We start from the raw sequence: 26,497 nt of genomic DNA, 5'->3' as shown, positions 1-26,497 counted from the left end.
ACGGCAAATTGACTATCGGTAATCTAGTAGCAGATTACGGTTATGAGTCATTTCAAAGTGTCACAGCCTCCAAGCCATGGACTGATGCAGCCTCAAATCCTTACGATGATATTCGGTCGGTTAAGGATACTGCATCACAAAAATCAGGAACATCTTTAAACCGTGCGTTGATGAACTCAACTACGATGTTCACTTTGATGCACAATGAGGCACTCCATAATACTATTTTTGCGGGTTCTGTGTCCCCACAAGGCAATATTCTTACTGAACCAATGGTTCTTCAGTGGTTCTCTGCTGTCTTGGGCCTTTCAGTAGTTGTTTATGACAAGGGATGGAACGATAATGGAACGTTCTCTAAATTCATTCCAGATGGTAAGGTTATTCTTCTTCCAGGAAGTGCGAACACACCGATTGGCCAAATGAATTTTGTTGAAACGCCGGAAGAAGATTTGTCCGGTACTGCCGGTATGGGCAATGTTGCCTTATTCGATACAGGAGTTTCCCTGTTGACTAAGGCAAGTGATGATCCAGTAACGGTTAAGACAATTGTCGATGAGAAGTTTGTACCAACGATTACGGTGGCCAAACAGGTCTTTATTCTCGATGTTTTAGCGAGTAAGTGATTCGCCGCAGGCAACGGGTAACGCTATCGTAACTAGCAATTCAGTTCATTATGATTTGAAGTAAAGGAGGATTCAACATGTTTCCTGATCAAATTGATACATCCAAGAACTATTCCAAAAACGGGAATGTTTATTATCCGGTTCAAAACGGCGATGAGTTATGGGCAATTGCCACTGCTAATAACACGACTACTCGTAAATTAGCAATCATTAACCGTATTTATCCACAATCGAACTTGACTCCCGGCAAAGATATTCTTATCTCGAAAGCTACTAAGTAGAAGGTGACAATATGGATTCTCCATTCAATCGAAGTACTATTATCGCGGGCGTTAAACGATTATCTGACGTTGATGTAAGTGATGATACACTTAATGATTTGATTGACATTGCTTATGGACTGATTAAGCCGTTAAATATTCCCATTAATGACAGCTTTGTTTGGACACAAGCGGTGAAAATGAAGGTATTGTCGCTCATTTGGATTAATTCTGACCTTGGTAAGGGCATTCTAGTAGATAACCTTAAAGATTTGCATACCGAATACAATGGGAACGCAGTTAATCAATGGGAGAAGCTCCTGAATGAGTTATTAAGCCGATATGGGTACAGCGGATGGAGGGTTAAACTTGGCTGAGCTATTTTCTGACGACAATAACTTCCCTAAGATTAAGGAGGAACTGCGATCCCTCAATCGATACCGAGTGGAAGTTGGGGTCATGGTGCCGGTTGGGAATAAATCTCTAGCATTCCTACAAATGATCGCCACCGTTAATGAATTTGGCGCAGAAATATATCCCAAGAACGGTCCTTATCTTGTCGTTCCGATGAAAGACGGTACGTTTCGTAGACTCAAGCATGTGAAGATACCCGAACGTTCATTTTTGCGAGACGGCATTGATATGGGGATGTCTAAGATACAAGAAACCGTTGAAGATGGCCTAAGTGCTATTTTTAACGGTCGAATGACTGCGCGAGAATTGTATGAAGAAGTGGGCTTATTAATAAAGCAACGAATTAAGGACGAAATTGTGCTCAAGACGTTGCCTCATAATGCTCCATTAACGATTGAGAATAAGGGTAAAGATGATCCACTTGTTGATACTGGTGCGTTGCATAGTTCAATTGATTTTAAGGTGGTGGAAATTTGAAGTTTATAAAAAAGAGTTTGATTAAGCGTTATGGGATTCCAATCAGAGTTTATCGGAATACCTCATACAAAGACGGCGGAATAACACTAACCGGAGAATTTTTACCAACTGATTTCCGCAAACAGCCCTATAATGACATCAGTGAACCCATTGTCCCAGTTAGTCCCAATGCCAATGCTAACCAAGTGATCCTGACCGCCGATGGCAAGAGCATTAACTGTAGTCACGAATGGTATTCGCTACAGAGTGTCCCATTTGGGACGGTTGTTGGTATTAAAACCGGCACTGATGATACCCAGTGGGAATACCTACAGGTAGTTGGTCAAGATAATTATTATGGCATGTCAGACGCCAGTATATACTATCTGCGGTCTAATGATCAGGAGGTGAACAGCGACAATGAAGCGAACGACAAATTGGGAACAAACGACGGCAATCATTCGACAGACAGTTCGTTCTTTGACTAATCTTGACGAGCAGCACGTTATTGCTGATTACACGTTAGGCTATAAGTCGACGTTGCCATTTATTGTTGTTCATCCATCGGGAACCATTTCAACGCCAGTACAGCACTTGTACCCCATGCATGAGCCAGTGGATACAAATATATCTATCACTGTCCATTCGTCCGCTCAGGAGCAAGCATTGGACATTATGGATAACCTACAGGCTAACTTGCGTGATCCAGAAGTTCATTATCAGGTCAAGCGACAAGGCATCATTATTGTGGGCGTACTTGACCCGCAAGACAGAAGCGCTATTGGGATTAACAATTCCGAACAGCAATATGGATTTGATTTACACATTCGAGTTGAACGAAACTTTGAGAGTGATCAGCCATCTATTGATTCAATTAGTTATAACAATATTAATATCACACGAAATTAAAAATTAGGAGGAATCATAATGCCTATTACAAACGAGCCACTTGGCCCAGTTCATACCAGTGTCAAAGTTATCACGGCGGTTAAGGATTTAGGCGACCAAGTACCTAAGTATTTGATTGAAGACCCAGACGCAACCGAAGCCACACAAATCCGATACAATGATTTGCAATCCGTTGGTGACGATTATGACCAAGACAGTTTACTTTATAAACACGCAGAAGCGGTCTTCAACGGCCCTAACCCACCAGAAGCTATCTTAGTTGTCACGGCCGTTCCGGCTGGTAACTATGTATCACCAACGAGTTTGACTGTTGACCAAGCTACTCTTAGTGGGATTGTCGGTGGCACCGCTAAGTTGGCAACGACTGTATTGCCAGCGACTGCCACTGAAAAGAATGTCTCGGCATCGTCGGGCGACACGTCAGTAGTAACGGTATCACCTAACAATGATGGAACTTTCACCGTCACTTTTAAAGCCGCCGGTCATGCTACTATCACTTTTAAAACCGGGGTTAATGATGATATTACAGCAACTACTAATGTTACGGTTGCTGCTAATGCTAATCCAGTCACTGGCGTATCGCTTGATAAAACCACATTGTCTGGGACTGTCGGCGGGACTGATCAATTAACGGCAATCGTAAAGCCAGACAATGCTACTGACAGCAAGGTTAACTTTACATCGGCTGATTCGAAAATTGCGTCTGTTGATGATACTGGTAAGGTTACCTATGTTAAAGAAGGATCAACACAAATCACAGCAACTACTGAAGATGGTGGCTTTACGGCAACCAGCGATGTTACTGTGGCGAGTAAGTAATTCGCCGCAGGCAAATGGTGATCCTACCATTACAAGTGATTCAGTCCATTACGATTTAAAATGAAAGAAGGCTAATAAGAATGGCTGATCCAAAGTTTGATGGCTATGCAAAAGCTGATTTAACTAAAAAATTGGTTGATGGCGAGACTGGCGGTGTCACGTTTAATGGTTTAACACCCGCCTCTGATTATGATTTTGTCGCGGCGTATGCCGGTCAAGACCCGACTAAATTTGGAACAGATTTGGGCAAAGTTACGACGCCACAAGTTGTTCCGACAGCCCCCACAATTAAAGTGACGGCGGGTGATTCACAAGCAACGGCTGTGGTTACGCCAAGTGCTAACGCTGATAAAGAAGCAATTACAGGCTATAATTTTTATGTAAAAAATCGTACCGACAATTGGCCGGCTGAAGCTACTCTAAGTACCACGCCAGATAAATTAACCGTGACAATTCCTAACCTCACTAATGGTAATGAATATACGATTGGTGTAACGGCAGTTAATAGTGCTGGCGAATCTGATTACAACAAAACCGGAGCAAGCGACCATGTAACACCAGTGGTTACCCCATTAGTTGCTTCTCCTGAAAATGTTAATGTTGAAGTTGGTCAAACGGCAACAACTAATATTTCACCTGTCCCAACCAATGGTGGCACATTTTCTGTGAAAGATACTACGATCGCAACAGTTGATTATAAACTAAACGGTCGATTTGATTTAACTGGTGTCAAGGCTGGCAATACTGAACTAGATGTGACAAATCCAAATGAAACGGAGCAAACAATTGCAGTGCCAATTACAGTAACTGCGCCGGCTAGTTCCGCTTCAAGTGCCGGTTCGTCAGCTGCTAGTTCCGCTTCTGGTTCTGGTTCAAGTTCAGCAGCCGCCCCAGCATCGAGTGCCGCAGCACCGGCTTCATCAGCGGCTAAATAGTTTATTAAATAATCAGGTTTATATTTAGAGTTTCACGATTAAATCGTGAAGCTCTTTTTTTAGGAGGGAAAAGTTATGTCAGATTCAAATAACTTAATTTCCGCAGTTAAGAAGTTCTATAACTCCGGGGATGAATATTTAATTCCAGTCGGAATTGATAAAGACAAGATTCCAGCTCTTTCAAATTATATTGAGGCTCAGAATACAGGAATTCTACTTGTTGACGTTGATGATATTTCTGATACTGCCCAATATGCAACCAACCAAAGTACCGCTGCATTTAAGGCAAATACTGACGATGATCATGCCAATGTCTTATCATCTGGTGTTGTGGGTGCAGTAGGCAACCTGGCGGTTGGCAGCTTTGATGTGGCGAACACATCTGATTTGGCTGATAGTGTCTTGCCACAAGATCAGTTATCTTTCCAGCAAGATCAACTAGAGCCTTATACGGAAGGCAATATCAACACTTACTACTATGCACAAGGATTACCTATTGTCCGTGATGGTAAGATGCTTGGCGGTTATTATCTCGACATCTTGCTTGGCCGTGACTACATCATTAAGCACAGCAATAAAGCCCTGACTAAGATCATGGCTAAAAATCCTAAAATTGCCTTTAACAATACAGGTATTAATTTGCTTAAATCAGGTGTTGAATCAGTGTTTGACCAGCTTTACAAAAACGGTGGCATTGGTGAAAAAGATAATGGTAAACCAGACTATTTGGTGACTGCCTTGCCTCGTGAAGATATGAAAGACGCTGACGTAGCCCAACGTATTTATCGTGGTTTATTTTGGCAGTATCATCCAGCAGATGCCATTGATGATGTTTATATTTCTGGTGAAATCGACCTATAAGGAGGAAATTCAAAATGCAACTTACTCAACATACATTTGACCCGTGGGAAGTAGTAGTTCAGATTGATGGACTTCCGTTCACTGATTTTGGTACGGGTGATAAAGTCGCGGTGGCTTGGAATAACGATAACGTTACTGATTCTGTGGATAATAATGGTAATGGTAAATCGGCCATTAATCATGATCACTCTGGAACCTTTACGTTCAGTATAGATCCTAATGCAGCCAACTATGCCCATTTGATTGACTTGGCAAATAACCTAACCGGTGTTCCCGTATCCGTAACCTCGAGTTTTGCTCACTTTCATACCGATAGTGCCCGCATTACGCGCCCAGTTGATACAACTTTGAACGCTGAATATCCAAGCGTTTCCGTGGTATTCAAAGCTTCTGTATTGCAAGTTGATCCAATTACCGAATCGTAACCAGGTGGAATTAAATAACAAAGGAGTTTTCTTATGACTGAAGAAATTAATACTAAGCCTACTGCTAAAGCGACTGAAGAACCGATTAAAGAGCCTAAACTAGTTCGAACTGAAAAAAACGGGATGATTGTTGGTTATGTAACCCTTTGGGATAAAAAGACCAAGCAAAACATTAAATATCCCTTCAATTTTCCAGGTGTAGAGAATGCTGTTAAGTTTATTGATTTGACAGATGTTGGTCGTCATGCCTACTGGGATGCCTTTATTAACGGCAATGATGATCTGGGACTTAATCCGCTTATCGGTACGCCCATTGTTGGTGGTAAACCGGAAAAAATGAGTTGGAAGTTCTGGGAAAATCATTCTGGTCTTATGAAGGTCTGCGCAGAAGCCGACCGGTTTCTTATGCAGGAACTTGACTAATCACTTCATTCGCAAGACAGATCTTGAGGCATTAATTAATAATTCATCGTCTCAATCGATTGGCTGGAATGCCTATATTTATAACGGATTAGAAAGCGGTTTGCCTCGGCCAATTAAATATATGAATGCTGATGAACTGTCTGTCTTTAAATGGGCGATTTCTAAGCGCATGGAAGTCCAGTCACAAATGCGAGGAGGATTCTAGCTATGGGTTACGCAAGAAGTGCCAAGGTTGGTTTCCGAGTTGTGTCAGAAAATATGGATGCGATTGATCGTGCGAATGACAAAATGGATCGACTTATCAGATCTAGTCGGGAAGCTAATAATCAGCTTTCCCATTTTGGCAATCGCATGTCGGTTCAGGGATTAACTAAGTTTGAGGATAAATATGACAGCTTAATTTCTAAATCAAAAAAAATGTCTGATAGGCTAACTAGTGATGCAGACCAAATAAGTAATCGTTACAAAAGCCTTGCTGACAGTTATCGTGAATCTGCGAAACAAATCAGCAAGGCTTTTTCTGATACTTCTAAGGAAGCTCGAAATTCAATAAAGCATCTGCCTAAAGAGGCAAAGCTTAAAGTAAAAACAAATCTTAAACAAACTAGTGCTGATGTTGACCATACAAGGACGCGGATTGAAAGGCTCGGTAATCGGGGAAAAATGTCCCTTGACCGGATCTCTAAGAGTGGCCACAAAACAACCAAGTCATTCAGAAGTTTGTATGATGCGGGTAATGATTTTGTGAATATTAGTTCTCAGATTGCAATTGGTGCTGGAATAATTGGTGGTGCCTTTCTTAAATCAGCCAATGAGGCTACGAATTTACAAAATAAATACATCACCATTAAAAACTTGCTAAAGACTGGTGGCGAATCCACTTCTCAATCCAAGCGTGAAACTGCGGCAATGCAGAAAGAAAACAATCGTTTTGCGTTGCAATATGGCGTTTCGCCTACAGATATGGCCAAGGGCGGCGAAGAACTTATTCGTCGAGGCTATAACGGTAAACAGGAGTTAGCATCACATAAATACTTCTTACAAGCCGCAAGAGCTTCTGGGGATCCCTATAATTCAGTTGTTAATTATGGGGCACCAACACTTGAGCAATTCGGCTATAAAGCCAAGGCCGGTAATTCTAGGAAAAAGATGGCCGCTTATACCAAGAAAGTTCTTAATGAAATGGCTTATGGGTCAGATTTAACGGCAACAAATTTTGAAGGCATGGGGAATGCCTTACGCTATGTTGGTGCTACTGCCCATAGTTCTAACCAAGGACTTGCTAGAACTGTTGCGGGAGTGGGGGTTCTTTCTAATAATGGACAAGATGGATCTATCGCTGGTACTGGGCTACGTAAGGTTATGAATGCTTTCGCAGCTCCCAATACAACTATGAAATCTCAACAAGGACAGATTATGTCGGCTCTAAACCTAAAGCCTTCTGATTTTCAGAAAGCTAATGGACAAGTTAAGACACTTGCCGATAATATGGACGTTCTTAAGAAAGCAACTGCTGGGATGAGTTCGGCTGAAAAATTTAATGTTTTCCACATGTTCTTTGGGACGACTGGTCAAGAATCAGGCTTATCCTTGCCAACAATACCAAACAATTGAGATCGCTAACTGGACAGGTCAGTCGGGCTCAAAAGTATGGGAAGAATGGTTATATTGCTTCACTGGCTAAAAAGAATATGGCATCATGGAAAAACCAGATTGATGTATTTAAGCAATATCTTAATGTTATGGGAATGGGATTCACCAAAACAGTTCTACCTCTATTCACCAAAGCGCTAGGTGTTGCCAATAAATTCCTCAAAGTTTTAATTGGCCTGCCTTCGCCAATCAAGAAAGCAGCCGGTTATGCTGCAGCATTTGCAGGAGTATGGGGAGGCTTAAAAGTTAGTAAGGGCCTCCTTGGATTATCTGGACGCATGCTTGGTATGGGAAGCAGTAAATCGCGTGCTTCTATGACTTCACGTGCTGTTTCGGCAGTTAGTGATATTGAACAGGCTGAAGTTGGCTCAAGAGTTGCTGGAAGAAGAGTGCCACTTAGTTCAACACGTTCCGGGAGCACTCATTTTGCACAATCAAGATTAGGTGCCATGACTAGTTCTTTGAGTAGTGATCGATTACTCAAAGGGATGTCATATGCCACTATTGGCCTTCAAATTGGTGGCCATGCTGTAAGTGCCTTTAAGAAGGGTGTTGACAGCAAACAAGGCGGCAGTCAAATGTGGCAAGCCGGCGGTAACGCTGTTGGTGCTGGGATTGGCCTTGCATTGAGTGGTGGTAATCCATTAGTTGCTATGATTGGCTCATCTGTTGGTGGTTCGATTGCTAAGAGTATTGCTGGTAGTAAATATGTTAAAAATCTCAATGAAGTTGACAAGAAGCATCAGTCTAATCCTTATAGAACTAATCAAGTCTGGACTGGAAATGGTGATCGACAGAATTCAGCAGAAAAGCGGATTATTCATCATAAAGGCTACAGCACTGATATTTACGGCATGATGGTTCCGGATGATTCAAAAACAAAACATGCAAAGAAAGCTACATCATTAGGGTTGGATAAATCTGGTAAGAGAGAGCTTAAATCATTTACTTCTTCTTTTAATAAGGCTAATCAGAATTGGGCAACTGTTTCTAAAGGAACCGGATCGAAGATTAACCGAAATGTTTATGGCAATATGCGCAGAGGTTTAAAATCTTATACAAATTCCGAAAAGTTATCATCTAACAAGCGCGTTCAGATGCTGCTTAAAGAAGGCGTTATTACCAAGAAGCAAGCTGCTTCTATGGAAAAATCAGACAATAAGTACTGGAGTAAGCGGTATTCAAATGCTTCTAAAGGCATTAGTAAACTGACCCGAAGTGAAAGAAACGGTGGTAAAGGCCGTGAAGCTGCTATTTCAGCAACCAATCGGGCAGTATCCAGGCTACTTACTAATAATACCAACAAAGAAACCATTATTTACGGCCGATTAAAGAACCGGACTTCGAAACTTTCTCAGTCACAAGCTCGCTCGATTATTAGGTCTTCATACAAAACGATGAAGTCAACTGTTAATTCTGCAAATAAGACCTATAAATCTGCCAAAAGTGCTGCTAATAAGAAGTACAATTCTGTTCGTAATGCGGCTGACAAGGAATATTATGTAACCCATTCAATCAGCAAGAAACAGCATGATAAGATCATTGCCAACGCTCGCAGCCAACGTGATAAAACAATCAGCGCTGCTCGGACCACTAAGAATAAAACTATCGATAGTGCTGAAACCATGCATGAAAAAGTTGTTCAAAAGACTTCAGCAATGGTTAAAGGCAACCTTAAGCAAATGAATACCTGGACAGGAAAAATGAAGGGCATTTGGAGCCGGTTTGGTGATTGGTGGGGTAATCTTTGGGGTGGTTTAACGAAGCTTGGTCATCTTGGTACCAAAGCTATGGCAAGCAATTTAACACCCGAACTTGAAAAGATGAATTCGCTTCTTTCCCAAATGAAGAATGGTAAAAAGAATCCCAAGAAGAGTAAGCGAACAGCAAGTACTGATGCTTCCAGACTACCTGGGAATGTGTTTGCTGCTAACGCTTTGGGTACTCGTAATGCATCAACACATACACATATGGCACTTATTGGTGAAAGCGGGGAACCTGAGCTTGCGTATACCGTAATGGGTCGCAAAGCGCGTTTGTTGGGCGCTAATGGTCCTCAAATAACAAGGGTTAAGGCTGGAGAGAAGATTCTTAATGCTAAGGACACCAAACGTGTTCTTACTGGCAATTATGGTCAAGCGTTGCCTGGTTATGCTACCGGGAATACTAAGCTTACCGCATCTTCAAATAAGTCATTGAAAGCTGCTAAAAGAGTAAGCAAAAAGACTATTAAAGATTATAGTGATCTTCAATCTGGTTCATCTAAGCAATTGTCTAAGTTCAGTAAATCAAGCAACTCCAAGTGGTCAAGTATTCACAAGTCAACTGCTAAATATACCGGTAAGACTCAAAAGCAAACTGTTATCGATTATGATCAATTGCAAAAAGGTTCATACAAGCAATTGCGCCAATTTGACAAAGGCAATACGTCGAGGTGGCGCAATATCAGTAGTGATACTAAACACTACACGACTAAGTCTAAGAATCAAGCTATTTCAACGTATAACAGTATACAGAAGGGTGTTCAGAAACAAGTTAACCAAATGCAGTCTGGTGTAATTTCAAGTGGTAAAGCGACGGCAATTGGCTTCGGCCATGCACTTGGTAAGATGGATAATTACGCACATTCAGCAATGTCAAACACTGTTCATCAATTGAACGGTGGCATCAAGGGTATTGATAAAGTTCTTGGACAATTTGGCGGTAATAGTTCCGTTATTAATGCCATTCACTATGCTAAAGGCTCAAACGGAGAGCTTCCTAATGATCAACTGGCAATTGTGAATGATGCCAAGTCTGGTCCACGTCAAGAATCTATTATTCGTAATAATTCTCTATTAATTCCGCATGGAAATGATAGGATGATCCCCTTAAAGAAACGTGACAGAGTCCTTAATGGATCCCAGACCCAAAAATTAGGACGTTTAATGGGCATTCAGCACTTTGCTAAAGGCTCCGGCGTATCTCATAGTGAGCTTAATAAAATCATCAGCAAGAATAATGCTCATCCAAACAAAGCTTTTTCAAATGAATTTTCATCAAAAATTTCAAAATCAAATACAGTTCTTGGAAATGCCATCAAAGGATTAAGCAAACGTGCAACAACTAAATACGGGGATCCTTGGTCTACAGAAGTATGGCATCAAATGGACAACGCAAGAAGCTCAGAAGGTTCCGGTACTTATGGTAGTGGTACGTGGCTTCATAACCCTGGCAATGGTTTTGGCGTTTCGTCAGGATTTGGTTATCGTGGGCCTGTCGCCGGAGGCCTATCAATCCATGATGGTGTCGATTTCTCTGGAGGCCATGTTGTCCATGCAGTTCATCCTGGTAAAGTTATTCGATCTGGTGGAGCACCAAATGGTTGGGGAGGCTCTAGTGGAATTGGTCAAAACATGGTTACTAAGTCTGCAGACGGATACTATGTTATCTATCAAGAGTTCAACGGCAAGAACAATTCGGGTGCCCATACCTACGTGAGTGTTGGTGATGACGTTAATGCTGGGCAAAAGATTGCTGCACTTGGGCCTGCTGGAACTCATGTTCATATTGGAGTTTCAAAGCATAATCCGTTTAGTAACAATCCTGATTCCACTAGTGGCTGGTTTGACGTCACTAAAATGAGATCTACCAAAGCTAAAAAAGCAGCCAAGAAGAACAAACAAGCTTCGTCTGCATTATCAAAGCTTGTATCAAAAGAGATTGCCCCACAACTCAAGTGGGTCAAGAAACACTTAAGAGCAAGCAATATCGGTTCGCTAGGACTGAGTGGCAGCATCGCATCAAGGGCTAAAACACTTTATGACGCTATTAAGTCAGCCTATCCATCCGCAACAAAAAAAGGTATTGAAGCGGTTCTTGGTAACTGGCTACTTGAATCAGGTTTAAACCCAGGAATACAAAACAGTATTGGTGCTTCTGGACTGGGGCAGTGGTATAAGGCAGATTTACAGCCTTAAAAGCATATGCCAAGAAACACGGTGCCTCATGGAAGAATGCGGGCGCACAGATCGGCTTTGCGCTTAACGGCGACAGTTCCAATAGCTCAATCCTTAAAAGTGTTCTTCGTGGTAAGGGTTCGGTATCAAGCTTGGCAGCTAAATTCTCAAGTGAATGGGAACGGGGTGGCCATACGGGCGAACATGTTGCAGATGCTGTCAAAGTTGCAGCTTTACTTCATAACAATGGTGGCTGGTCAACTAAGAATAAATTAAACATTTATGGTGAAAAGGACCCCGAAGTTGCTATTAATCCTAAGAAGCCTAATGCCGATGGCTTGATTGCATCGGCAATTGGTGCCCGAAGCAAGGTATCAAGCTCTGTGTTCAGCAATGAATCAATTAAGAAGATGCACAAAGCACTTCTGGAAAACCTGAAAAATTATAATCCGCTCAAAGGACTGCCAAATCAGCCTAAGCATGATGCTAAAGGAGCCAATAACGTTACGGTTAACCTCAACATGAACATCACGGTTAATGCTAATGATAAAAACGCTGGAGCCAAAGTAGCCAATGACATTTCTAAGGCGGTTAAAGAACAAGTCCAAGCTATGTTTGGCCAAAAAATGGCAACACGTGAAAGGGGGACAGCATAATGACAACAGCGGCAGATGTGGTAAAAAGTGCCTACAATTCGGCCCTTTCTATTTTAGAGAGCGTTCAGGCGGCATATGATCAAGCCAATAATGATTATCTAAAGAGCTTAAATGATGTCGCAGACGGCAAAAGATTAAGTATTGATGAATCATCTCATAGCTTGCTAGCTCAGTATACTGTCGGCAAGTCACCCTATATCGGTTCTCAATATACGGTCCCCTATAATGGCGGCTATCTGATCTCATATGCTTCTGGATCAGATACGGTTTATCAGATGATGGACAGTTCAATGAAATATGTTTCTAAAATGACGATTACCGACGGGGGTCATGGCTCCTCATTTGGGGTTGATGGTTCAGGCAATATCTGGGCGGTCGTTAAACATGATGGCTATCAGATTAGCAAGTTTCCATACCAGGCTGGTCAAACGATAGCGGCTAGTTCACTAACATCACTATTTAATTCAGAAGGCTTGCTCCGAGTTAACTACGATACCAATAACAATCTGGTTGGCTATACGACGGCCGATAGTTACTGTATTTGTGATCCCGGCAACTTATCATCACCCAAGAACACAATCAGTATTTCGACAATGGGTTTCACGATTGGTGAACAGACATGGCAATCACAATCACTCAGCTATCCGTATGTATTTTGGCAAAGCGGTGCCTATAGCTCCAATAGTGATCCAGCAACAGTGGGCTGCTATAACGTTGAGACAAATACACAAGAATTTGTTAAAACCTATAATACGGACAGTTATGGTATGAAATATGGCGACAATGAACCAGAAGGCATTTATTCAACCGGGAGTGCAATTCTCGTAACGTTTAACAATAACAACAATGGGTCTAACGCGATTAATTATTTATTCTCAATTCCAACGGTCACAGCTGATTCATCTACAAATACTAAGCTTGATGATTTGAACCGTCTTAAAAAGTCTCTAGCTGATGCCCAGTCTGCGTACAACAGTGCTAAAAGTGACTATCAAAAATACCAGCAGACAGCTCAAGCAGTGACTAAAGATACAGCTAAAGTTAAATCAGCCACTAAAGCTGTGACGGCGGCTCAAAAGAAAGTCACAGCGACTAATAAAAAGTTGACGGCACTTAAGAAAGAATATGCCAAAGCCACAGGAAGTAAAAAGAAAGCGTTAGCTAAGCAGATCGCTGCTGCTGAAAAAACACTGGCTTCGCAAAAGAAGGCTCTTACAAAAGCCAAAAAGACTGAGACATCAGCTAAAAGCAAACTATCGAAGGCCAAAAAGGCTAAGCCAAGTTTAGCAGCAGAAAAGTTACTTCAGCGGGCGATTTTGAAAAAAGCGATTTCGGCAGCTGTAATGGCTGAAACCGGTGGTAAGGATGTGACCTGGATAACGCCTTTTAATCCAGGAAGTAAGGAAAGTTATGCTGTTTTATGGCCTGACAGTGAAGACTTTTCCGAAACCGTCAATGTTAATGAAACAGCAGTTATTAAGCACACTCCGATTAATACTGTGACGCAGGCAGGAACGGAAAGTATCGCTATTGGTGGTGCTTTGATCGGGGAAGTTGGCGATGTGCCAACGTTGGTTAAAAAGTTTGAACGTGTAAGGAAATGGGCTGAAAACACGGCCGAAGTTGAATTACACGGTCAAACGTCTTTTGCTCATTCAATTATTTCGGCAATTGATAAACCACATGATACCGATGTGGATAACCAAGTTCCATTGTCGATTACTCTCCAAAAGGTTGATTGGGCTGATTCCAACGTCAAAAAGAAGAAAAATGCTTCTAAAAATAAGGGAAAGGCGAAGAAAAAATCAGGCAGCGGCCATAAGCAGAATAGCAGTAAGAGTTCGGTTAAAACAGTCACTACTAAATCTGGTGATACTTATTATAAATTTTCTCTCAAATATAACGTAAGTGTCTCGCAGTTACGCAAGTGGAATAAGTATCCGGATCGCTCTATTCCGGTGGGCGTCAAACTAAGGGTTAAATAGGGAGGCAAAATCATGAGCTTACATGACAAATTGGTGATTGATACCAGTGATATGCCAAATTATTGTGTGTTTACATCGGGAGCCGAGAATTTCACAATTGAATTTTACTATCGTGACCGTTTTGACAACATTTATTTTAATTTATATGATGCTGACGACACGCCCTTGATTACTGGCGAGAAGCTGGTTTACGGTATGCCTTTATGGAATATTAATGACGTTAATCTTCCAGCGGATAGAATTGTTCCTTTTGATGAATCGGGTGTCGAAAATAAAGTCAGCATTGATAATTTTCAAACATCAGTGTTTCTATATTACGATGATTTGGATCCGGATATTGAGAACCCAAGCAATGCTGATGTTGATGAGAATGATACGGACAACTCTGACTTGCTGGATGATGACACTGGTAGTTCGCTGATTGAAGATGAGCCGTCAGATGACAGTAATGAGTATGCCCTGCCAAATGATTGGAGTGATAATCTATGAAGTTGGTAAGGCTATATCGGCGATTGGAAGTCGATGGTAAGAAAGGGAAACTGACTTTAAAGAGCTATGCCAAGATTCCTTACAACGTATCAATGGACATCGAGGCTTCTTATCAATCAGGCAGTAGGGAGACCACCCAAGTTTCCATCATGAATTTGCCAACCGAAGATATTAAGTATCTAACTAAGGGAGTTAATGCCCGCGTGTACGGCGGCTGGTACAGCGAAACAGGTCTATATAATGACGTTGGAATTATCATGGAAGGCACGTTAGCAACGCCGACCCCGTCCACAATTGACGAGTCAGGGAAGACCACCACAATTACGATCACTGATGGCAGCAATTATGATAAGATTCCTGAGGTTAAGATCAAGACAACCTCTTCACGAGCTGTATCAGCTCAAAAAACGCTTGATCAGTCAATAACGGCCTATAACAGCAAAATGAATGCTATTCGGCGCAAATATATTGACAATCACCCGAATGCTACTAGCAAACAACTACGGGCATATAGTCATACGATTACAACCAAGAAAAATGCTTTTGCTAAAAAGAAGCGTCAGGAATATGTCAAACAGAAGCTGATAAAACTGCCAAGCTAAGGTAACCAAGACAACCAAATATAAGCCGTTGTCTTTCGCCAAAAACACCAGGGGATCGTCGATCATCAAAAAGATAGCTAAGAAAGCCGGCATTAAAATTTACAAGCTCAAACTCGTGTATGACAAGAAGTTTACCAAAGGGTATACCGCGAAATCTAAACCGATGGCCGCAATTAAGAGTATTGCATCTCAATGCAAAACACCCGTCTCTTATCCTCACGGCCGGCTTGAAATCGTTGATTATTCCAAAAACAAAAAATCGCAATTCTATCTGGAATATTCAACCGGTTTGTTGGCAGAACCAGAAGCCCAGGATGACTCGGATGACGGTTTACAACATTACCAAGTCACAGCTTTGTTCCGCCCTCAATTTGCTGTCGGGTATATCTTTCATATTGAGAGTACAACCTTAACGGGGTGGGTTCTAATAGAGAGTGGTACATCAGCGATAACCGACGACTCAGGTGTTTCGACCTTGGACGTAGTTGATTATACCAAATACAAAAAGAAGACAGCTGCATCGACTAAGAAGGCTAAAAGCAAGGATAAGAAAGCTAAAGCCAAGCTCGATGCTGCTAATCGTAAAAAGTTGAAAGCTAAACAGAAAAGTAGGCGTAAAAAATAATGGCTGAAAATCGAGATTACATGGAGGAATTCTTCCAAACTTATAAGAATGAAATCATAAGCGATATGAGTATTGCGATGCGCTGTAAGATTGTTAAGGTTAACTCAGATAAGACTTATAATGTTCAACCATTAGCACTTTATACCGATGGGACTAAACGACCACAGCTTTTAAGTCTTCAAGCATCTTTCATTCCGATTAAGATTAAATATCATGATGATATTGGTGATTCTCATGACTTTTCACCTTTTTATGCAGAAATGACAGTTAATTATCAGGTAGGCGATGTGGTGGTGGTCGTATTTGAAGACCGAGACACATCCAATGCTAAAGGAAATAACGTCTTTAAAATTGATAGTGAACGTATGCATGATAAAAATGACGGCGTGATTGTTGGCAAAATCGACTTGAAGTAGGTGATCTAAATGGCATCGGATATTTATGTAAATGATCATGGCGATTTTGAACAAGATGAATATGGCAATGTTACAACTGTTGAAGGCATGGATGAAATTGCTCAATCGTGCAAAATTGCTTTGAATACTCGCAAAGGTGGCTGGTATCTGGACACTGATGAAGGATTAGATTGGGATGCAGTTGTGGGCAGCATGAAGCAAGAACAATTTGTTACTGCTGAAATTAGAGATTGCTTGCTTGAAGATCCCAGGATTGATGATGTTCATGATGTAGAATTCAAACAAATTGGTCGTAACTTGAATGTGGGCATTACCATTGAGGTCAACAATCAGCTAAAAGAATTTGACTGGGAAACAGGTGATTTAAGTGATTGATGAGAATGGCTATTCTCCATTGGAATATGATGACGCTTTGGACACCATTCAAGGCTTTATTCGGAAAGAGAACGGCGAAGATACAAACGTATCACCCAGATCGTTCTGGGGAACCTTGGCAAGAGTCATGGCCCAAATTGCGTGAACATTGACCAAAACGGGGAGAATGTTCATGATTCGGGCTATATTCAGCAGGCGACGGGAGTAAATCTTGATCGAATTGGTGGTAACTATTCGTTGATGCGTAAACAAGCGGAAGCAGCCAGTACCGCCTTAACGTTTACCGGAACGGCTGGGTATGTGGTTCCCACTGGAACGGTGTTTATGGATGACAATGGGAATGAGTTCTATAGTGTTGATGACTGCCAGTTAGATGCGAATGGGATGGGTTCAACAATCGTTGTATCAAGTGAACTAGGTGCTCAATATAATGTGGATGCCGGAACGATTGTTAACCAACAGTCACCGGTCGAAGAAATTGATACGGTTACCAATACTGATGCGGCCACTGGTGGTCAAGATATGGAAACTGATTTGGATTACCGCAACCGGCTGCTGCTGGCTTCGAATTCCAATGAGTCGGGAACGATTAATGGCATCTATACGGCTTTAATGAATACCCAAGGGGTTACGGCAGTCAAAAGTGTCTACAATAGTTCAGCGACTGCCAACGACTCATATGGCAATCCGCCCAAAACGGTGCATTATTATGTTCAAGGCGGCACTGATAACGATATTGCTAATACGCTGTTAACCTCTGGCGGAGGTGGCATTGCCCTTGTCGGCAGTAAAAGTGTTAATGTGATTGATGATTCCGGCACTACGCAAGTAATCTACTTTGATCGACCAACGGAAACACCGATCTATGTTAAAGTTTCAGCAACCGTAACTGACAGTTTTGACCAAAGTGAAGGCACTGATGATATTAAAGCAGCTGTTGAAGGCTATATTGAAAGCTTACAGATGGGCGAAACGGTTGTCACCAATCAATTCTTTTCTAACATCTATGCAATTGACGGAGTTAATTATGCGGACATCACAATTGGAACCGATAAGAGCAAATTAAGTACTGATAATATCAATTTAACAGCTTTTGAAATTCCAACGATCGATGATAACAATGTGGAGGTTGACTATGTATAACACGACATATAATGACCTTTACCCCGAAATATTCAAGATGTTTGATCGTGGCATGGCTGTTGGGGAAGGAACCAATGTTAATACAGTTATTCGTGTCTTAACAGATTTTCAGTTGTGGTTGGACAATGGCTTTGAAAGCATTCATAGTGCTTGGGTAATTGATGAGGCCGTTGGGGAACAATTGGATGAGATTGGTGATGATATTCACCAACCACGGTATGGAGCCACCGATGACGCTTACCGATTTATTCTGAAAACCAAAATTTTAGCGGCCCATTCAGGCGGTACCATAAACGACATCATTAACATTGTCTGTAATGCTCTAAGCATTGATCCTCAGACATCAGGAGTAAAAGTCAAGAATGATTATTACTGGGATGGTTCTAAAATGGTTGGTGAGCCGCAAGTTGTTGATATTGACCAATTGCCAACTGAATTAATTACATCTAACCAGTCTTTGAAAGTATTAATGGACCGGCTGTCATCGGCAACGCTGAATGGGGTGACGGTTAAGTCGGTGGCATTCATGGATACTGCCGATCTTCCGGAATATATTGGTGTGGGTGTTCAATCCAATCTAATTAAAACAATTAATATTACAGGAGGCAACTAGTTATGGCTTATGATTTAGCTAAAATGACCAATAATGGTAACGTATTACTAGCTAAGATTATCTCGGACAAGTCGTCACTTTCAATTGATAAAATTGAAGTCAGTGATACGCAATTATCGTCATCAACAGATATTACAACAATGACGTCAATCAATAATGTTGTCCAAACCATTCAGGCTAATGGCTTTGATAGCACTGATAGTACACTAGTTATTTCGTCAGTTCTTGATAATACGGATGTCAAAAATGATTATAAAGCGTGGGTATTCGGCATTTGGGGAAGTGATAGTACAAATGGGACATCACAGTTAATTGCGGTTGCGACATCAACCAACTTACCGGACACGATTCCGGCTTTTTCTGGAAGTACACCAGTATCTTATATGTACAAATTCAATATTGGATTCTCCGATGCTGATAAAGTTATTTTTAATACTAGCAATGATGGTTACTCACTTAACAGTTCGGTTGTTCATTTGGTTGGCAATGAAACAATTGATGGCCTTAAAACGTTTAATCAAGATCCGGTTGATAAAGATGGCAATGATTATGGTTTAGCAAAAGATATTGATACCAAGGTAACTGACAACAGGGATGGCACCATTACGGTCAATAGTCAGACTTATGTTCCAGCAGACGACAGCAAAGTTGTGCATAGGTCAGGCGACGAAGAAGTCACTGGTATCAAAACATTTGATACGGCGCCAGTTAATAAATCTGACGGCAAACTGTATATCACGCAACCGCACAACAGCCCCAGGATTCCAAAGAGACGGCTGATGCCCAAGACGGATCAACCGCTTGGGTACGCTTGCCAAAAGGCACAGAGGGTTTACCTGATGCTAACAACGGTTATATGGTAAGAACGATTAATGATGGTGCAGATCTGGTTCAATTGGCGGTTACCGAAGCAATTCCGGATACGATTTACCAACGCACATACCCAAGTGGCCAACATTGGACAAACTGGCATGCTGTTCGATCAGTACCGGATGATGTTGCTAAATTGGATCAAGACGCCAACTTTACTGGTAAGTTGCAAAAAAATGGTAAAGATGTGGCAACCCTGGACAAAGTTGGTTCTATGATTAAACCATCCAGTGCTAATACGCAAGACAGTGCGCTTTCAGATTCTAAGAATGATACAAGTTCATACTTTACATGGGAGTGATAGTAAATGGGGATTATTCATAATAGTAAGTTGGTTTGGGGAATTGCACGCAATGGTAAAAAATTAAAAGGTCTAGCTAGAAATGGTAAACGCATTTTTCCGTTAGATATTAGAAGTACGGATACCGCTACTCATAATATTGACGAATTGAATGGCAATGGTAATGGGAATTTGTGGTTAGATTCTACGGTCGTTGATGGCAGTGTTTATATTCTAACGACAGATAAAAATGGCAATTTATGTGTCTCAAAGATTATCGATAATAAAACTTTGGAAGCACCAGTGATCAGTTTTACCGGCCCCACCACTAGTTACTTACCCAGTGGGCAGATTGAAACCGATCATGCGGGGAACATTATTCTAGCTATTGCCGGCATTGTAGCTAAATTTGATTTGGCTAAAGTGGATACAAATAAAGTCGTTTGGGGAAAACAATATCCTGATAGTGATTTTGTACCTAATCGAATTGCCATAGATTCCGAAAATGGCATTGTTGTTGTCGGTACTGGTTCTAACATTTTTGCTTATTACTATGATAAAGATGGTAATTATAAAGCTCAAATGGGTTTGAGTAGTGCAATCGGGGAAGCTGTGGCGATTGATGCAGATGATAATATCTATATTGGTATGGATTTATATACTGGTGGTGCATCACAAGATGGGATTATTAAATATTCCCCCAAATTGGCAACTAGATCGGAATGGAGTTTCACCTTAACTTCGATGCCGACAGCAATGATTATCTGTAATGGGTTTGGGTATGTCTCAACACAAGGATCTGGTGTCGGTGGTTCACTTTTTAGATTTACTCTCGATAGTGAAAATGGTCAACTTGATAAAAATTATCCTGCGCCTAACAAGGCTCGATGTCTGGATATGTTTTTTGATCGGGGTGGATTTATTCATTTTTTGTGGTGTAATAGCACCGATAACCAAACTAATATTCAAAAATGTGACTGGGACGGTGCCAGTGTATGGGTTTCAGAAACCGTTAATGCCAAAGGTGCTAGGGCGAATATGGATTCTAAGGGCATTATTTATGTTATACCGCCATATACTATTAACGGTGACACAACACAGGATGTCACCGCGTTAAGCGTTGGTAAAGATGTCAGCGGGGTTCCGTCCGTAAAATAAGCAGAACAATAACCGTATTTTAGTATTATTTTTTGTGAGGGATGTGCTATAATGCTGTGTGTAGGTAGTAGCGCCCCAAAAGTTACTACTTATACCCCCAAAGGATATATTTTCTTAAAATATATTTCCTAGAAGCATATTCATATACTCCAATATATGAACTAGCACCTATTGCAGAGTAGGTGCTTTTATTTATGAAAAACACTATAATTAATTTAGCCTTTCGTCCTTATATTTTACTAACTTTATTTTACGACCTAATTAATATTTAGACTGTTAAAAAAGTTAGATATGTGTATAATAAAGAGAGGTTGTAGTTGTCAGCTATGATCTGTTATCTTACAATTTATTAGTGCTAATCTATTGATGAGCACTTTTATTTAAAGATTGTTTGAAGGGGCTTTCTACTCAAAAATCTAATTAAATATGACTGGGATGGGAATGCTATTTTGACGACAATGGTTAATGAAAAAGCTTTGTGTCAAATAACAGTGACCAGTCTTGGACAAATTGTTGCGATCCCATTAATTTCTGGTTCAAATGAGCAAACAGTCGGTTTAATAACACAGCAATAATTAAGCTAGAAAAATGTTGGATAATTTAGGAGATCTGGCTTGAATTATTAATTGTCATTTTATGCGTGCACATCTTTTGAAAGGTGTTACAATGTCTCTAATGAATAGTAAATCCCCTAGGATACTATTCAGGCCTCGTGAGAAATATCTCCCCTCAAATATATTTCTCTAAATGTTTTATGACATACAGCACCTGTCTTTTTAATGGATGCTGTATATTTTTGTTCCCAGAAGCTCAGTCATTCTAGACAAGTAGTTCACATTTACCTTAAAATGTTTATAATGTAATTAGATTAGTAGTTTTGCTAAACAGCTACTAGTCTACATTTTGCAAACACAGGGAGGAGCATCTACAGTTAAAGTAGATGTTCTTGTTTTAACTTTATAATTCAAAGGCGACTATGAATTATGAAGCTTCTTGGTCGGGAAAGAATTATTAGTGAATGCTGCTAATCTTTCTTTAATTTTATGAAAAGGTGAGAAGCACCCTTTTATTTTTTACAATAAAGATTATAATTAGGTTTATCAGTAGAAATCTACTGTGAAGTTTTCATGTTTTTCAAAACAGCCTATTATTAAAATCTTCCAACTTAGGGTTCTCCTAAATCTTATTTCAACCTGAAATAATATCCTTCACAACTATTTGTTGAAGTTTTAGTGATAGGCTTTTTGCTATGTGATATAATAACCTTGTTAAGAGAATTAATTATCTGACGATATTGACAAATCAACTTACAAAAGTATTTCTCTTAATTGACGTTTGTCTCTGGATGAACGCTTTTGTTTTGAATTTTGTCGTACACTGACTGTTGATGAAATTACAGGGATCATCTCTTTAAGATTTAATTATCTTAATAGTTTGAGGACCCTTTTAAGACACTGGAATAAAAAATGGGACTATAATGATTTTGTTGACAGTGCGGAAAAACTGTCGATCCATTGGGAATCTTGTAATGTTCATCATTGATTGTAATTATATTGCAATTAATGGTGATCTTTTTATATGAGTGTTAATTGTTAAGAATTATTTACACAATATGAAGTAAATCAAGGAACCTTTAAAAAAAAGTGTTATAATTCATGCATGGATAATGTGTTTAAAACATGTTATTCATACAGGTAATATAAAAACTCCATTTTTATATTGTGCACCACAAATACAAGCACTCATTTTAATGGGTGCTTGTATTTTATAAATGTGTTAAAATAAAAGGTGTGAATAGTATTCCCTGAACAGAGCTATTCATAATGTTAATATATTCCCCTCTCTGGAATGTATTACTCCAAATTATATTCATATTTTCGAATTCACATGCCCCAACATGTGAATTCTAAATAGCATCTATTTTTATAGATGCTATTTTTAAGTTAGCATTGAATTAGTTTGTTAAGATAATTAATTTAACGAGTGTATAGTTATTGTTGCTTTCGCTGTCAGCTTACTATGGTGTAACCAATCGGTGCTTTTTATTTAAAATGTGTTATAATTAATTATAGGCAAGGTTTTTGTGACAGTTGCCTGCATGTGAAAATATATTCCCTGAAAGTATATTTCTCATTCTTATTCATATATACCCCTTAATATATATGCATATGTTGTCCACCTATCCCAAAGATGGGTGTTTTTATTTAGAGTAGGTACTTGATTTATATTGTTTGAGTGTTAAAATACTTTTAATGCTTGAGTGCATCGTAGTGAAAGTTCTTTCAATGATATCAATATGTGTAAAGTACTAATTATTTAATTAGTACTTTTTCTTTAATCAGTGTTATACTGCAGTTGTGTGAATAGTAGTGCCCCCTAAAGTTACTATTCGCACCCAAGAGAAATGTCCTTCTAAGAATATTTCATAATAATTACCTAAGCAATAACGTTGCAATTAGCACCTAATCGTAAGGTTGGGTGCTAATTGTTTTACCTTTTTTTTAATAGAACAGCTGATTTTATTTGAAGAAAGTGTTGCAATGAGTTTTGAGGTTTATTATTTTATTTCTAACCTTTTACCTAAAACTCTACTAACGAATTTATTTACACATGAGCGCTTATCTATATTAGATAGGTGCTTTTCTTTTGCTCAAAATTAAGGAGGAATTATGATGTTTAATCAAATTTCAGATGTTTTTAATTGGTTGGAAAGTACCGGCATCTTAGCAGCCTTAGGGACGCTGGTCGCTTTGGCCATCAAACAGTTGGCTCCATATTTAAAAACTCATATCAAAGATAAGCAGTTGAATCAGTTGACCCAATACGCCTTACAGACAGTCATTAAGATGGCTACATTAGTGGGGCTGTCTAAATCGGACCGGCAAAAGGCAGCCATTCAAGAAGTGACCCAATTTGCTCACCAGCTTGGCTTTACCTGGGTGACACCAGAAATTGTTTCGTCACTGGTTGAGGCCGCTTATCAGCAATTTAAAAAACTGGGTTACGATAATCACGCCCCACAAACAACCGGGTTACCAGATCCTGATGAGCCAGCAACCAGTGCGGCACCCACTAGTTCAGCATCAGCCAAAGCGACAACTAGCGTAGCGGCATCTGCTCCAACGACAAGCTCCGAAAAGCCGGCACAAGCCTCGGCTACTGATGCGCAAGTGAAGGAGGGATAGTTATGACCTATCCACGTGGAATTGATATTTCAGCCTATCAGGCCAGCTCTTTATCCTTTATGCAGACTAAGAAGAAACAAGGCGCTAAATTTGCTATTGTGAAACTTACGGAAGGCACTGATTACCTTAACCGTAAGGCGAGTGCCCAAATCACAAATGGTTTAAAGACCTTTAAGGCAGTCGGGGTGTACCACTTTTTTCACGGTTACGGCACCGCCGAAGCTCAATATTTCCTGGCGTGGGTTAAGGAATTTGGGTTGGATAAATCTACCGTCTTGGCTATTGATGTAGAAGCCAGCGATCTGCCCACTTATACAACAGCCCAGGTAAATGTTTTCTTGAAGTATTTAATCAACCACGGCTACCGTAATGTGATCACCTACGGTTCAGCGTCCTGGTTTAATGCCGGTCGAATTAATCGGTCGGCATTAGTCGACAAGCATATTTGGGTTGCTGCCTATAATAATTATGCGCCGGGAGTGGCTAACGCGAATGCTTGGCAGTACACGGATAATTTCTATGGGTTGATGCTTCACTGGACTTCGATGGTTCACTATCCGGCACCACGACGGTGGCCAAGCCTAGCTACTATCAAACTCCGGGTCTATACGAAGTCCGCATTGGTCAAATTCATGCTTATAATGATCTGGCGGGAAAATCCAAACGGTACGTTCGTTTACGCAAAGGCAGCCGAATCTATGGCACCCCGGTTAAATATGGCAAAGTCACGCGGCTAAAGACGCCTATCGGCTATTTTACGACCAATAAAGCATTCATTAAATTTATTAAAAAGGCGGGATAGGCATGCCTCAAAATGAAATTAACGTTACCGAAACTCTTATGGAAATTAACGAGCGCTTAGCCCGTCTAGAAACAAAAATGGATAATCTTAACAGTGCTGATGATAAAGCCGAGAAGGCGTTACAGTTATCGCAAACCAACGCGGACAACATTAAAGCCAATGCCAGTGATATTAGTAATTTAAAAACCATTCTTTACTGGGAAATTGGGGTAATTGTTGTTGGGATTGTTGTTCCGTTAGGCATTTATGTGCTTGAAAAATTCTTCTAAAATGTTAAGATTATCGGCGGAACAGAATAAATGCCAAAAAGTCCATCTCGTTAATTCGGGGTGGGCTTTTTGTTTTATAGGTTTACAAAAATCAACGAAATGAGTTTACATTCTGTAAACTATGGTTTATTATTACAGGTAATTGAGGGTGAGTAAGACATACAAAGCTGTGTTATTTTATTAAAAACATAAGCTGCATGTGTTGTAGCCGGCTTGTATGCTTTGCCTCTACATATTTGGTCATGTCCACATAGATACAAAAGAAGTCCATCTCGTTAATTCGGGGTGGGCTTTTTGTTTTTAATTTATAAATTATGATATTATACTAACAATAACCTATTACCAGTATGGAGGAAATTTTATTGGATACTGATGGTTACCTTTTAATGTCAAATGGTGGCAATAATGAAGAAGTAGATGAGTTTTTGCTAGCAATGAGGCATACTCTAAATATTAATGATGATAAAAATGGTATGCAATTAATAATTGGCAAAAAAGGTAAGGGGTACATGCTTTCTTTATTATCTGAAGACCGGATAATCCAAAATTCTATGGTTTTGCCTTTCCCGCAAACAAATTTGAAATTAGAAGACTTCATCGAATTAAATGAAAGAGCAGAAAAGATGATTTTAAAAGAAGAATGGCTTTACGGATTAAAAGATAGGGCAGGGTTAGAACAGGTTATCGGCACGGTAAATCAGGTGGTATTTAATTATGAGTTGCATCCAACAATTACTGATAAGGCAGCTTATTTATGGTATGCCATTGCTACAAAGCAATTGTTTAATAATGGCAATAAGAGAACTGCCTTTTTGTCAGCACTTAGTTTTTTAAGAATAAATTTTTATAATCTTGATATGTTGGCCCCTAAAAAGCTTTATGATATAACTTTAGATGTAGCAAACAAGAAAATATCTGAACATCAGTTAAAAGACTTTATACTTGAACATATCTATGTGGACTATAAAACATTAGAAGATATTCTGGAAGATAATTAAGGAGGGATTTGTAATTGAAAAAGTCAATAAGTGGTTTAAGTCTTAACGAAGGCGCTCTGCAATCTTTAAACAAGTTCAATTCTTATAAACTAAATAATTATAAGCCGTTGAAAATATCTAGCGCTTTTGCTGATAAAGATATTCAGAGTATTCAAAAACGCATGACAGCAATGAGTGTAAATAATGAAGCAGTTAAGAAAATGAGCCAACTTGATTCAACAAAACTTAATAAATTTACACAAGCAACAATAAAAAGAACACTCCAAGATAAGAATGTTCAGAAAACAATAGAGATGCTTTCCAGAGTTTAATTAA

The 26,497-nt window shown here is 40.0% G+C and carries 30 protein-coding genes and 2 pseudogenes; all 32 read left to right on the top strand.

Going from position 1 to position 26,497, the window contains the following annotated elements; genetic code table 11:
* Window positions 1–8 precede the first annotated feature (8 nt).
* The gene (locus JCM14108_RS16280; protein ID WP_304607848.1) at window positions 9–623 is read left to right on the top strand and encodes a major capsid protein; all 615 of its coding nucleotides are present in this window, start codon (window positions 9–11) and stop codon (window positions 621–623) included.
* A 77-nt stretch (window positions 624–700) separates the two neighbouring features.
* Window positions 701–904, top strand: a complete 204-nt coding sequence (locus tag JCM14108_RS09620; protein ID WP_035180521.1) for a LysM peptidoglycan-binding domain-containing protein — start codon at window positions 701–703, stop codon at window positions 902–904.
* A gap of 11 nt (window positions 905–915) precedes the next feature.
* Window positions 916–1,260 carry a hypothetical protein gene (locus JCM14108_RS09615; protein ID WP_035180519.1) on the top strand — a complete coding sequence of 115 codons (345 nt, stop codon included), beginning with the start codon at window positions 916–918 and terminating at the stop codon, window positions 1,258–1,260.
* Entirely contained in the window at window positions 1,253–1,774 is a 522-nt protein-coding gene (locus JCM14108_RS09610) for a hypothetical protein (protein WP_235807050.1), read from the top strand. The genes JCM14108_RS09615 and JCM14108_RS09610 overlap by 8 nt, the downstream gene beginning before the upstream one ends.
* Window positions 1,771–2,241: a hypothetical protein gene (locus JCM14108_RS09605; protein WP_035180513.1), complete on the top strand. Its 471-nt coding sequence runs from the start codon at window positions 1,771–1,773 to the stop codon at window positions 2,239–2,241. The genes JCM14108_RS09610 and JCM14108_RS09605 overlap by 4 nt, the downstream gene beginning before the upstream one ends.
* Complete coding sequence (locus JCM14108_RS09600) at window positions 2,174–2,662, top strand: phage neck terminator protein (protein ID WP_035180512.1); 489 nt, start codon at window positions 2,174–2,176, stop codon at window positions 2,660–2,662. Before JCM14108_RS09605 ends, JCM14108_RS09600 begins: the two co-directional genes overlap by 68 nt.
* A gap of 18 nt (window positions 2,663–2,680) precedes the next feature.
* Window positions 2,681–3,481, top strand: a complete 801-nt coding sequence (locus tag JCM14108_RS09595; RefSeq protein WP_035180511.1) for an Ig-like domain-containing protein — start codon at window positions 2,681–2,683, stop codon at window positions 3,479–3,481.
* A gap of 80 nt (window positions 3,482–3,561) precedes the next feature.
* Window positions 3,562–4,416 (top strand): fibronectin type III domain-containing protein, encoded by an 855-nt coding sequence (locus tag JCM14108_RS09590; protein WP_035180508.1) that lies wholly within the window; start codon window positions 3,562–3,564, stop codon window positions 4,414–4,416.
* 75 nt (window positions 4,417–4,491) lie between these two features.
* Complete coding sequence (locus JCM14108_RS09585) at window positions 4,492–5,277, top strand: DUF3383 family protein (protein WP_035180506.1); 786 nt, start codon at window positions 4,492–4,494, stop codon at window positions 5,275–5,277.
* A 14-nt stretch (window positions 5,278–5,291) separates the two neighbouring features.
* Window positions 5,292–5,702 (top strand): hypothetical protein, encoded by a 411-nt coding sequence (locus tag JCM14108_RS09580; RefSeq protein ID WP_035180504.1) that lies wholly within the window; start codon window positions 5,292–5,294, stop codon window positions 5,700–5,702.
* Between the two features lie 33 nt (window positions 5,703–5,735).
* Window positions 5,736–6,125, top strand: coding sequence for a hypothetical protein (locus tag JCM14108_RS09575; protein WP_035180502.1), 390 nt, complete (start codon window positions 5,736–5,738; stop codon window positions 6,123–6,125).
* A 207-nt stretch (window positions 6,126–6,332) separates the two neighbouring features.
* Complete coding sequence (locus JCM14108_RS09565; protein WP_035180497.1) at window positions 6,333–7,739, top strand: phage tail tape measure protein; 1,407 nt, start codon at window positions 6,333–6,335, stop codon at window positions 7,737–7,739.
* Window positions 7,736–11,737, top strand: coding sequence for a peptidoglycan DD-metalloendopeptidase family protein (locus JCM14108_RS09560; RefSeq protein WP_035180496.1), 4,002 nt, complete (start codon window positions 7,736–7,738; stop codon window positions 11,735–11,737). The genes JCM14108_RS09565 and JCM14108_RS09560 overlap by 4 nt, the downstream gene beginning before the upstream one ends.
* A 44-nt stretch (window positions 11,738–11,781) precedes the next feature.
* Window positions 11,782–11,853: pseudogene (locus tag JCM14108_RS16120) on the top strand (hypothetical protein); the annotation flags it as partial.
* Window positions 11,854–11,868: 15 nt separating this feature from the next.
* Window positions 11,869–12,372, top strand: coding sequence for a hypothetical protein (locus tag JCM14108_RS09555; protein ID WP_035180495.1), 504 nt, complete (start codon window positions 11,869–11,871; stop codon window positions 12,370–12,372).
* Entirely contained in the window at window positions 12,372–14,357 is a 1,986-nt protein-coding gene (locus tag JCM14108_RS09550) for a LysM peptidoglycan-binding domain-containing protein (protein ID WP_035180493.1), read from the top strand. The genes JCM14108_RS09555 and JCM14108_RS09550 overlap by 1 nt, the downstream gene beginning before the upstream one ends.
* Window positions 14,358–14,369: 12 nt before the next feature.
* The gene (locus JCM14108_RS09545) at window positions 14,370–14,846 is read left to right on the top strand and encodes a phage baseplate plug family protein (protein ID WP_035180491.1); all 477 of its coding nucleotides are present in this window, start codon (window positions 14,370–14,372) and stop codon (window positions 14,844–14,846) included.
* Window positions 14,843–15,448, top strand: a complete 606-nt coding sequence (locus JCM14108_RS15420; protein ID WP_237745793.1) for a hypothetical protein — start codon at window positions 14,843–14,845, stop codon at window positions 15,446–15,448. Before JCM14108_RS09545 ends, JCM14108_RS15420 begins: the two co-directional genes overlap by 4 nt.
* Before the next feature lie 115 nt (window positions 15,449–15,563).
* Entirely contained in the window at window positions 15,564–16,073 is a 510-nt protein-coding gene (locus JCM14108_RS15415) for a hypothetical protein (RefSeq protein WP_237745792.1), read from the top strand.
* Window positions 16,073–16,489 carry a hypothetical protein gene (locus JCM14108_RS09535; RefSeq protein WP_035180489.1) on the top strand — a complete coding sequence of 139 codons (417 nt, stop codon included), beginning with the start codon at window positions 16,073–16,075 and terminating at the stop codon, window positions 16,487–16,489. Before JCM14108_RS15415 ends, JCM14108_RS09535 begins: the two co-directional genes overlap by 1 nt.
* Window positions 16,490–16,498: 9 nt before the next feature.
* Window positions 16,499–16,864, top strand: coding sequence for a DUF2634 domain-containing protein (locus JCM14108_RS09530; RefSeq protein WP_035180487.1), 366 nt, complete (start codon window positions 16,499–16,501; stop codon window positions 16,862–16,864).
* On the top strand, window positions 16,857–17,009 hold the full coding sequence (locus JCM14108_RS15410; RefSeq protein WP_237745791.1) for a hypothetical protein: 153 nt from the start codon (window positions 16,857–16,859) through the stop codon (window positions 17,007–17,009). The genes JCM14108_RS09530 and JCM14108_RS15410 overlap by 8 nt, the downstream gene beginning before the upstream one ends.
* Complete coding sequence (locus JCM14108_RS09525) at window positions 17,006–18,007, top strand: baseplate J/gp47 family protein (protein ID WP_237745790.1); 1,002 nt, start codon at window positions 17,006–17,008, stop codon at window positions 18,005–18,007. The genes JCM14108_RS15410 and JCM14108_RS09525 overlap by 4 nt, the downstream gene beginning before the upstream one ends.
* A complete protein-coding gene (locus JCM14108_RS09520; RefSeq protein WP_035180485.1) occupies window positions 18,000–18,620 on the top strand; it encodes a hypothetical protein in 621 nt (206 codons plus the stop codon). The genes JCM14108_RS09525 and JCM14108_RS09520 overlap by 8 nt, the downstream gene beginning before the upstream one ends.
* Window positions 18,621–18,622: 2 nt before the next feature.
* A complete protein-coding gene (locus tag JCM14108_RS09515; protein ID WP_035180483.1) occupies window positions 18,623–19,483 on the top strand; it encodes a hypothetical protein in 861 nt (286 codons plus the stop codon).
* Window positions 19,477–19,791, top strand: coding sequence for a hypothetical protein (locus tag JCM14108_RS09510; RefSeq protein WP_035180482.1), 315 nt, complete (start codon window positions 19,477–19,479; stop codon window positions 19,789–19,791). The genes JCM14108_RS09515 and JCM14108_RS09510 overlap by 7 nt, the downstream gene beginning before the upstream one ends.
* A 6-nt stretch (window positions 19,792–19,797) precedes the next feature.
* Complete coding sequence (locus tag JCM14108_RS09505; protein ID WP_035180480.1) at window positions 19,798–20,928, top strand: NHL repeat-containing protein; 1,131 nt, start codon at window positions 19,798–19,800, stop codon at window positions 20,926–20,928.
* Between the two features lie 2,672 nt (window positions 20,929–23,600).
* Window positions 23,601–24,113 carry a phage holin, LLH family gene (locus JCM14108_RS09500; protein WP_035180477.1) on the top strand — a complete coding sequence of 171 codons (513 nt, stop codon included), beginning with the start codon at window positions 23,601–23,603 and terminating at the stop codon, window positions 24,111–24,113.
* A gap of 2 nt (window positions 24,114–24,115) precedes the next feature.
* Window positions 24,116–24,915, top strand: a pseudogene (locus JCM14108_RS09495) (GH25 family lysozyme).
* Between the two features lie 2 nt (window positions 24,916–24,917).
* A complete protein-coding gene (locus JCM14108_RS09490) occupies window positions 24,918–25,184 on the top strand; it encodes a hemolysin XhlA family protein (RefSeq protein WP_035180475.1) in 267 nt (88 codons plus the stop codon).
* A 362-nt stretch (window positions 25,185–25,546) separates the two neighbouring features.
* Window positions 25,547–26,182, top strand: coding sequence for a type II toxin-antitoxin system death-on-curing family toxin (locus JCM14108_RS15405; protein WP_235807051.1), 636 nt, complete (start codon window positions 25,547–25,549; stop codon window positions 26,180–26,182).
* Window positions 26,183–26,196: 14 nt separating this feature from the next.
* The gene (locus tag JCM14108_RS09480) at window positions 26,197–26,493 is read left to right on the top strand and encodes a hypothetical protein (RefSeq protein ID WP_035180473.1); all 297 of its coding nucleotides are present in this window, start codon (window positions 26,197–26,199) and stop codon (window positions 26,491–26,493) included.
* Window positions 26,494–26,497: the final 4 nt, after the last annotated feature.

Source organism: Lentilactobacillus farraginis DSM 18382 = JCM 14108, assembly GCF_000583655.1.
Classification (GTDB): Bacteria; Bacillota; Bacilli; order Lactobacillales; family Lactobacillaceae; genus Lentilactobacillus; species Lentilactobacillus farraginis.
This window is presented reverse-complemented; position numbering and strand designations above follow the sequence as displayed.